Source organism: Aphanizomenon sp. CS-733/32 (assembly GCF_028330045.1).
Lineage (GTDB): Bacteria > Cyanobacteriota > Cyanobacteriia > Cyanobacteriales > Nostocaceae > Dolichospermum > Dolichospermum gracile.
Window position 1 is genome coordinate 39,321 of sequence record NZ_JAQMSE010000248.1, and the last position, 7,454, is coordinate 46,774.

The 7,454-nt window shown below is 32.7% G+C and carries 7 protein-coding genes; 2 read left to right on the forward strand and 5 right to left on the reverse strand.

Annotated features, from left to right (window positions below; genetic code table 11):
- Positions 1-11 precede the first annotated feature (11 nt).
- The 5 genes from PN471_RS22025 to bioB all read right to left on the reverse strand — a co-directional run bounded on the left by PN471_RS22025 (position 12) and on the right by bioB (position 5,644).
- Positions 12-2,360 carry a hypothetical protein gene (locus PN471_RS22025; RefSeq protein ID WP_271778651.1) on the reverse strand — a complete coding sequence of 783 codons (2,349 nt, stop codon included), beginning with the start codon at positions 2,358-2,360 and terminating at the stop codon, positions 12-14.
- Between the two features lie 50 nt (positions 2,361-2,410).
- Entirely contained in the window at positions 2,411-3,658 is a 1,248-nt protein-coding gene (locus tag PN471_RS22030; protein WP_271778652.1) for a restriction endonuclease, read from the reverse strand.
- Positions 3,659-3,875: 217 nt separating this feature from the next.
- The gene (locus PN471_RS22035) at positions 3,876-4,247 is read right to left on the reverse strand and encodes an aspartyl protease (protein WP_271778653.1); all 372 of its coding nucleotides are present in this window, start codon (positions 4,245-4,247) and stop codon (positions 3,876-3,878) included.
- On the reverse strand, positions 4,244-4,561 hold the full coding sequence (locus PN471_RS22040; protein ID WP_271778654.1) for a hypothetical protein: 318 nt from the start codon (positions 4,559-4,561) through the stop codon (positions 4,244-4,246). Before PN471_RS22040 ends, PN471_RS22035 begins: the two co-directional genes overlap by 4 nt.
- Before the next feature lie 81 nt (positions 4,562-4,642).
- Positions 4,643-5,644 carry a biotin synthase BioB gene (bioB, locus tag PN471_RS22045; RefSeq protein ID WP_271778655.1) on the reverse strand — a complete coding sequence of 334 codons (1,002 nt, stop codon included), beginning with the start codon at positions 5,642-5,644 and terminating at the stop codon, positions 4,643-4,645.
- A 180-nt stretch (positions 5,645-5,824) separates the two neighbouring features.
- On the opposite strand from bioB, the gene PN471_RS22050 reads away from it, so the two are divergent.
- A complete protein-coding gene (locus PN471_RS22050) occupies positions 5,825-6,397 on the forward strand; it encodes a GNAT family N-acetyltransferase (protein WP_271778656.1) in 573 nt (190 codons plus the stop codon).
- A 61-nt stretch (positions 6,398-6,458) separates the two neighbouring features.
- Positions 6,459-7,310: a DUF6671 family protein gene (locus PN471_RS22055; RefSeq protein WP_271778657.1), complete on the forward strand. Its 852-nt coding sequence runs from the start codon at positions 6,459-6,461 to the stop codon at positions 7,308-7,310.
- Positions 7,311-7,454 lie beyond the last annotated feature (144 nt).

Consider the following 7,454-nt stretch of genomic DNA (forward strand, 5'->3'; position numbering starts at 1 on the left):
GACCTCTACTACTAGGCTATAATTCTATTATAAATGACATTAGCATTAATTTTTAATTTCTCCTCCATTTTTGAGATCAATTTAGGAATGGTTTTTAACTTAGTTTCTTCTTCTTGATAAAATGGTTTTTTTTTTGGCATAATGGAATCTAATATTTCTGGAAGTGTAAAATAAATATAGTAAAGAATTGGAGTACCAACAATATCTATAGTTCCATATCTACGAGGTAAATCAGAGTTCGGTATTGTCAGATTAGGAACTTTAATAGGAGTAGAGTTAATATCAAAAGTAATACACCATTTGGTTTTCATTTTTAACTTTCCATTTTGATCTCTATCTTCTTCTTTTTCACCTAAATCATAAAATAAATTATCATAAAAATAATCTATTTTTACTGTCTTAAATTCTTCATAAATTGTGTTAAATTCTTGATGAATAATACTTTCTGAATAGGGAAAGTAAGATTCTACAAGATTAGGAATATTTACTTCTATTTCTTTTTTTATTTCTTCAAAGAATTTTTCAACTTGTTCAATAATATAACGTGTAGCACTTTTCCTTTGCTTCTCATTTTGAAAGGAAATTAAAGGAACATATTCACTTTTTAAAGTTTGATTTTCTAGCAAGATGATTTCTTTCTGTTTTCTTGAAGGGTTGCTATGACGAGTTTGCTGAGAATAATTTTCCGAACGCACTAAAACATCTGATGCTTCAATAATTCCTAAATATACCTTTTGTATTACCTCAAAATCTCCTTTAAATATTTTAATACCTCTAATATCAAAGCTAGGTTCTATATTTCCCAAAAAATTTTGATCATATTCCGTTTTATCAGTAAAATAAAAAGGAATAAAAAATTGATTTTCTATAGGACTTTCAGGAAAAATTTGTTGTAATGCTAATTCATACCCAAGTTGTTTTTCCAAAGGTCTTCTATAGCTTTCATCAGTTTCTTTTAAAGATGTATTTCTATAATTTTCATATTTTTTCAAAGGAATATTTTTGAAGTCAATGATTTTGAAGTATTTAAAACCATTCCTTTTTTCTTCTAAAATTAGATCAGGTGTTGGATAACGAAGTTTGAATTTATCTTTATCAAATTCACTATCATTATATTGCAAATTAGGGAAATTTCTAATGTTTAAATCCCATTCAATACAAAATACAAATCTCCACAATAGTCTTTTTTTAATTCTTGGATGTGGACGAGCAGATTGTCTTTTTTGATATAACCACTCATTACCATATTTATCTAATTCATTATCTTTACTTTTAAGATCCCACCAACCAACTCTATTTTCTTCTCCTGCGTTTATTCTCTTTTCTCGACGTGTTGTGTCGTTAATTCTATCATTTTTATAACCCTCTATTGGAATATCAGTATCCGCAAAACAGATATTATCAAAATCATTCTTATCTCGCTTAAAATTTTTCTTAAAGAAATAAGTTTGACACATATCCTCCCAAACTTTATCAAAACCTTGTTCTCCTTGTATTCCCCAAAAATCACCATCATCTAAATCTGGGTTTAATCCTCCATATAAAAAAATCTCAATAGCTTCATACAGTCCCCAGTAATCAGCATCTTTATAATGAGTATTTCTATCTATATTATCAAGAGCTTCTTTACAAAATGTAATAGTTTCCTCAAAAGTATCTTGATCAAAAAGAGAGTGATTAATAGTTAAATAATTATCTCTAAATCGTTGCGAAAGAAATTGAATATCTTGACTTCTACCATAAACATGATCCGGTACATCTTCCTGTAATTGTTGAATAATTTCATTCAGGATAAAACAATAAAGATTAACTATATCGGTACTTTCATAACTTATCATGGGACGTGGTAAGTCCATGACATCAATATAAATTGCTCCATTATCTAGATAAATAGCTCGATCTAAATATTTATATATTTTAGAATGGTCTATTTCTTCACTACGTCTAATCTTCTTTTCAATAGAATTAATTGCTAAATCATCATAAGCTTCTAATATGCGTTCAATCATAGAAAGTTTACTGTATAAGATACAATCACTTTCTTCTTCATATTCTAAACTAATACCACCTGTACTCAAAGTTGGTTGATCTTGATTTTTCTTATTTTTAGCATCTTTTCTGGTAACTCTGGAATTATTTTCATTATCACGATCAAATTTTCTGAGTGTGCGATACATTAAAAAGAAAAAATCACGCACTTTGTTAAATTTACTACTATCCTCAGAATTAGTTTCATTTTGATATTTAGCAATAAAATCATCAAAACCTTTTGGTAAATAAAAAGCATATCCTTCAGGTTCAGATTTAATACCTACAAAGTCTGAAGTTATTTTAAGATTGAGTTTTGAAAAATCCCACATAATAAATTAACCGTTGGATTGAAACAAGAGAAAATGTAGAAGATTTGAGATTATTTATTTGGATATTTTAAGAGATTGGTTACAAACTCTTGATGATATTTAATAAAATCTCCGAAAGTTACCAATTCCTTATCATTACCTAACAATTCTCTAAGTGGGTTTTTATCTCGATTAAAAACACTATCCCAAATAAAAAACATCAGTTTATTTTTGATCTGATTTTCTGTAACTGTACCTGTGTTTATAAAACGATAACCTATCTGCATATCTTCTATTCTTCCACTTCTGACAGAATTATGGTTTTTTTTGATAAAGTCGTTGAATTGTTTAACTAAATTTGTCCATTTTTTCGGGTTTCCTGAATCATCATTTCCATACCCTTCTAAAATGACATTATTTAATTTTTCATCATTATCTTGACTCCAATCTACATATTCCCATTCCCAACGTCTTTTAAAAGCGTTATCCATAAAGTAGATAGAATTATCAGAAGTATTCATTGTTCCAAATATGGAAAGATTGGGAGGAATACGAATTGAACTACCAACAGCCGTATTTGTATTTAATTCGACTTTAATTTTAATTTTTTCAAAAATGTTAGTAAAATATTTACTTCCTAATGTACCTTTTTCGTCAATTTCAGAATACTGATATTCTGTAAGCTTCTGGTTAGTGCCTCCGTATGTAAAACCTATTAGTTCTGCAAGTTTTGTAAATTCTAAATCAGAAATATTAATTCCATAAGCTGACCAACCTTTCTCAATACCATTTTTAGGTTGATCTAATCGATCTAAAAGTTGAAAAACTGTCCCAAAAATTGCCGAAGAATTACCTCGGTTAATTTCATCAATTACCAAGGCAACATTTTGAGCGTTTTCAACTTTCTCAGCTTTTATAATGTTTTTATATGCTTGTCCTAGTGCTTTTAAAAAATGACCCTCATAAAATTGATAATAAACACTTGTCTTGTTACCATCCTTCATCGTCATTGGCATTAATTTTCCCATAAAATCGCCATAGGTGTATTCAGGATGAAAAACCGTTTTAATCAGATTTTCAGGATGAACATCTTTATCAATTCCTAACGCTGTTTTAACAACTCCACCAAGATCATCATTAGAAATTTGGTAGCTTTTACCAGTACCAGGACAACCGAAAAATATTTTCTGAATTGGACTTGTCATGGTATCATCCTTAATTTTATCTTGTAATTTTTCCTCAATATCAGGTAGTAAAGATTCGAGAATAGAACCAGGTTGCTTTCCATTAGCAAGCTTGGGTCGAGAAGGTTGACTCATTTGATTGATCTATAAAAGTTTAGCCAAAGTTTGATTATACTAAGTATTCTAAAAAATTACTAGCTTCTTTACACATCTTTATACATCAAAAATAACCACGCTAAGACATTTAGCGGCTTAACACTGAGTATTAATTTTCTCTATAAAGTAGTGTATTTTAACTTACTGGTGTTTTTTTCGATCAAAGAAAGAAATATTATTAAATATTATTTAAAATTCATTTATTTAACTCTAAACTTACCCTATCTTCACCATAATTAGCGACTAAAATAAATAACTTCAACCATCGAGAACCCAGTAAAATTTCCTGTATTTCATCTCCAGCAAATACAGGAATTTCCCACTCTTGACCATCTAGAATTACCCTACCATGATAAACATCAAATTCAGTTTCTCCTTGAGCAGTTCTTAATTTATTCTGACGTAAAAAAGGCCAATCAAGACTTTGTACATCTTGTTTATTCATGGCTAAATATTCAGTAAATCCTGTGTCTAACATTGTTTCTACAGGAAAACTGAAATTATCCCCATCAATTAAATCAATTTCCAAATAAATTTGACCTTTATCTCCAAATCTTCCCTCAATCATATTCTGCCACTAACTCCCGTTTCATTAATGCCATAAATATGATGAATGACATGAGGATAATTTTCTCTGGCCATTTTACTGGCTACTTCTTGATCTTGATCAATAAAATAATCACCGCTATCAGGTTCAATAGCAATATACCAACCATAATATTTATCTAATATTTCTGGTTTTAACCGCTCAAAAATTACCCAACAACGATCAGAAAATGCCTGTCTTCTAGCTCTATCTTCAGCTTTTTGTTCATCAGTCCACTGAATTTCGGGAAATACTCGACCACGACGGACAACTCTCTGGGGTGTGGATTGTGTCATCTTCATCACCTGCTTAAAGTTCATCCTAAATTTTAGCATATTCGAGTCCTCTCCCAGTCAGGGAGAGGTAATTTGCAATTGTTATATCATCGCTGGAGTTGGTGTTTTTTCCTGCTTTTGAAATGGGGGACGCATTTCCAAACCTAGCAAGTTCAACATTTCTTTGTCTGCGTCATAATCGGGACAGGGTGTGGTTACAGTCAACATTTTGTTATCATCGCTGGAGAAGATGGAATTTGCACCAGCCATGAAGCATAAAGCCTGTTCTACTTGGGAAAGTCTCGCCCTACCTGCACTTAACCGCACGTCAGATTTAGGCATAATAATTCTAGCAGTCGCAATCATCCGCACTACATCCCAAATGGGGACATCGGGTTGATTTTCTAAAGGTGTACCGGGAACTTGGGACAGAATATTGATGGGTACAGATTCGGGATGAGGTTGTAAATTTGAGAGAGTATGTAACATCCCCACTCGATCGCTCACATTTTCCCCTAAACCGAGAATACCGCCCGAACATACGGTAACATTAGTTTGGCGAACATTGGCAATGGTATTCAGGCGATCGCCATAAGTTCGAGTTGTAATTACAGTGCTGTAATATTCCTCTGAGGTATCAAGATTATGGTTATAAGCATATAATCCCGCATCCTCTAACCGCTTGGCTTGGTTTTCTGTCAACATTCCCAAGGTACAGCATACCTCTAAACCCATGCCAGTTACATCCTTGACCATATCCAGGACTTCCTCAAATTGGGAATTATCCCGGACTTCTCGCCAAGCAGCACCCATACAAACCCGACTCACACCGCTTTCTTTGGCTGTTTTGGCAATATTTATGACTGTTTCTTTTTCTAACAGTGCTTCGGGTTTTACCTCGGTTTTGTAGCGGGAAGATTGAGCGCAATAACCACAATCTTCTGGACAAGCACCAGTTTTAATAGAGATAAGCTTACAAACTTGTATTTGTTCAGGTTTGTGATATTGACGATGCACAGTAGCAGCTTGATAAATTAGCTCTAGAAATGGTGTATTATATATGGTCAATATCTCTGTTGGTTGCCAATCGTAGCGTATTCCCACTGTGATGATCCTTTTTGTAGTTCAAATTAACTAGCCCCGGCGATTAGAAATCGCGGAACCACACAGACAAAACCCGAATTTTTTTAGTCCGCGTAGGCGGACTTTGGTTGTGTAGCCGCGAATTACATTCGCCCAAAACTTTTAAAATATCATCTTACTAAAATATTGAAATTTGAGTATATGACATCAGAGCCACCAATTTTGAGGAGCGATCGCCTAATATTAAGAATGGCAGTGATGGAGGATATTCCTCACATACTCAAATATTTTACGGAAAACAAAGAATATCTGACACCATTTTATCCTAAATGGGATGAAAACTTTTTCACCCATGAATATTGGGAGTATCAAGTAGAAACAAGTTTTTGGGAATTTGTTAACAAATATTCATTAAAACTATTTATTTATCGAAAACACCAACCGATAAAAGTTCTGGGAACTGCTAATTTTAGCAACTTTGTTTATAGTGCTGCTCAATTTTGTCATTTAGGATATAGTTTGGCAGAATCAGCCCAAGGTTATGGTTACATGACAGAAGCTTTGTCTATTTCCACTAAGTATGTTTTTCAAGAATTAAATCTGCACCGCATTATGGCTAATTATATGCCCCATAATCGCCGGAGTGGTAATGTTCTTAAAAGGGCTGGTTTTGTAGTCGAAGGATATGCTAGAGATTATTTAATGATTAATGGTAAATGGGAAGATCATATTTTCACAAGTTTAACAAATCCTCACTGGCGAACGAATTTATAGTATTTTAGATCCCCGACTTCTCCAAGAAGTCGGGGATCTGAAGATAACAAAGGAGAAAATCATGTCAATATATAATAATCGCGTGGCTATTTTGGCGACAATGCACAATAAAGAGAAAGTAATTTCTCCTCTATTTAAAGAACATTTAGGAATTAATGTCATAGTTTCTGAAGGCTTAAATACTGATGTTTTTGGAACTTTTACTAGAGAAATTCAACGTCCAGACACACAGGTTGTTACTGCTAGATTAAAAGCTCAAAAAGCCTTAGAAATATATGATAAAAAAATAGCCATAGCCAGTGAAGGAAGTTTTGCACCTCATCCCCTCATTCCCTATATTTATGCTAACCGAGAGATCATTATTTTTCTGGATCAAGAAAATGATTTAGAAATTATTGGTGAAGTATTTTCTATGGAAACTAACTTCGATCATCAGATTATATCTAGTTTAGAAGAAGCTGAAGAATTTGGAAAGAAAGTAGGTTTTCCTGAACATGGGTTAGTAACTTCATTTGATAATATATCCACAGGAAAAATGGAATTTATTAAAGGTATCACCAGCAAAGAAAACCTGATCAACTCAGTAGAAATTGCCAGAAAAAGCACAAACGGTAAATTTAATATAGAAACAGACATGAGAGCAATGTATAATCCTACCAGAATGAAAAATATTGCTATCGCTACTCAAGACTTAATTAATAAAATTAATAGTTTATGTCCCCAATGTCATACGCCCGGTTTTACTATCAATCAAAAAATACCTGGACTACCCTGTGAACTTTGTCATCAGCCAACTTCATTAATTAAAGCAGTAATTTTTCAATGTCAAAAATGCAACTTTAGCCAACAACAATTATTCCCTAACAATCAAGAATTTGCTGATCCTAGTTTATGTGAATATTGTAATCCTTAGAGGTTGTTTGAAAAGTTTCCGGCGATTAGAAATCGCTACTACACAAACAAAGTCCACCTGCGTGGACTAACGAAAAATCAAGGCTTTTGAACCCACGAAGGTGGGTTTCGTCTGTGTAGCTGCGACTTCTAGTCGCCCTTGCAA

What these genes read in the sequence shown, in the direction of transcription:
- PN471_RS22025 (WP_271778651.1), bottom strand. Translation starts at nt 2,360, where the DNA reads ATGTGGGATTTTTCAAAACTCAATCTTAAAATAACTTCAGACTTTGTA.
- PN471_RS22030 (WP_271778652.1), bottom strand. Translation starts at nt 3,658, where the DNA reads ATGAGTCAACCTTCTCGACCCAAGCTTGCTAATGGAAAGCAACCTGGT.
- PN471_RS22035 (WP_271778653.1), bottom strand. Translation starts at nt 4,247, where the DNA reads ATGATTGAGGGAAGATTTGGAGATAAAGGTCAAATTTATTTGGAAATT.
- PN471_RS22040 (WP_271778654.1), bottom strand. Translation starts at nt 4,561, where the DNA reads ATGACACAATCCACACCCCAGAGAGTTGTCCGTCGTGGTCGAGTATTT.
- PN471_RS22050 (WP_271778656.1), top strand. Translation starts at nt 5,825, where the DNA reads ATGACATCAGAGCCACCAATTTTGAGGAGCGATCGCCTAATATTAAGA.
- PN471_RS22055 (WP_271778657.1), top strand. Translation starts at nt 6,459, where the DNA reads ATGTCAATATATAATAATCGCGTGGCTATTTTGGCGACAATGCACAAT.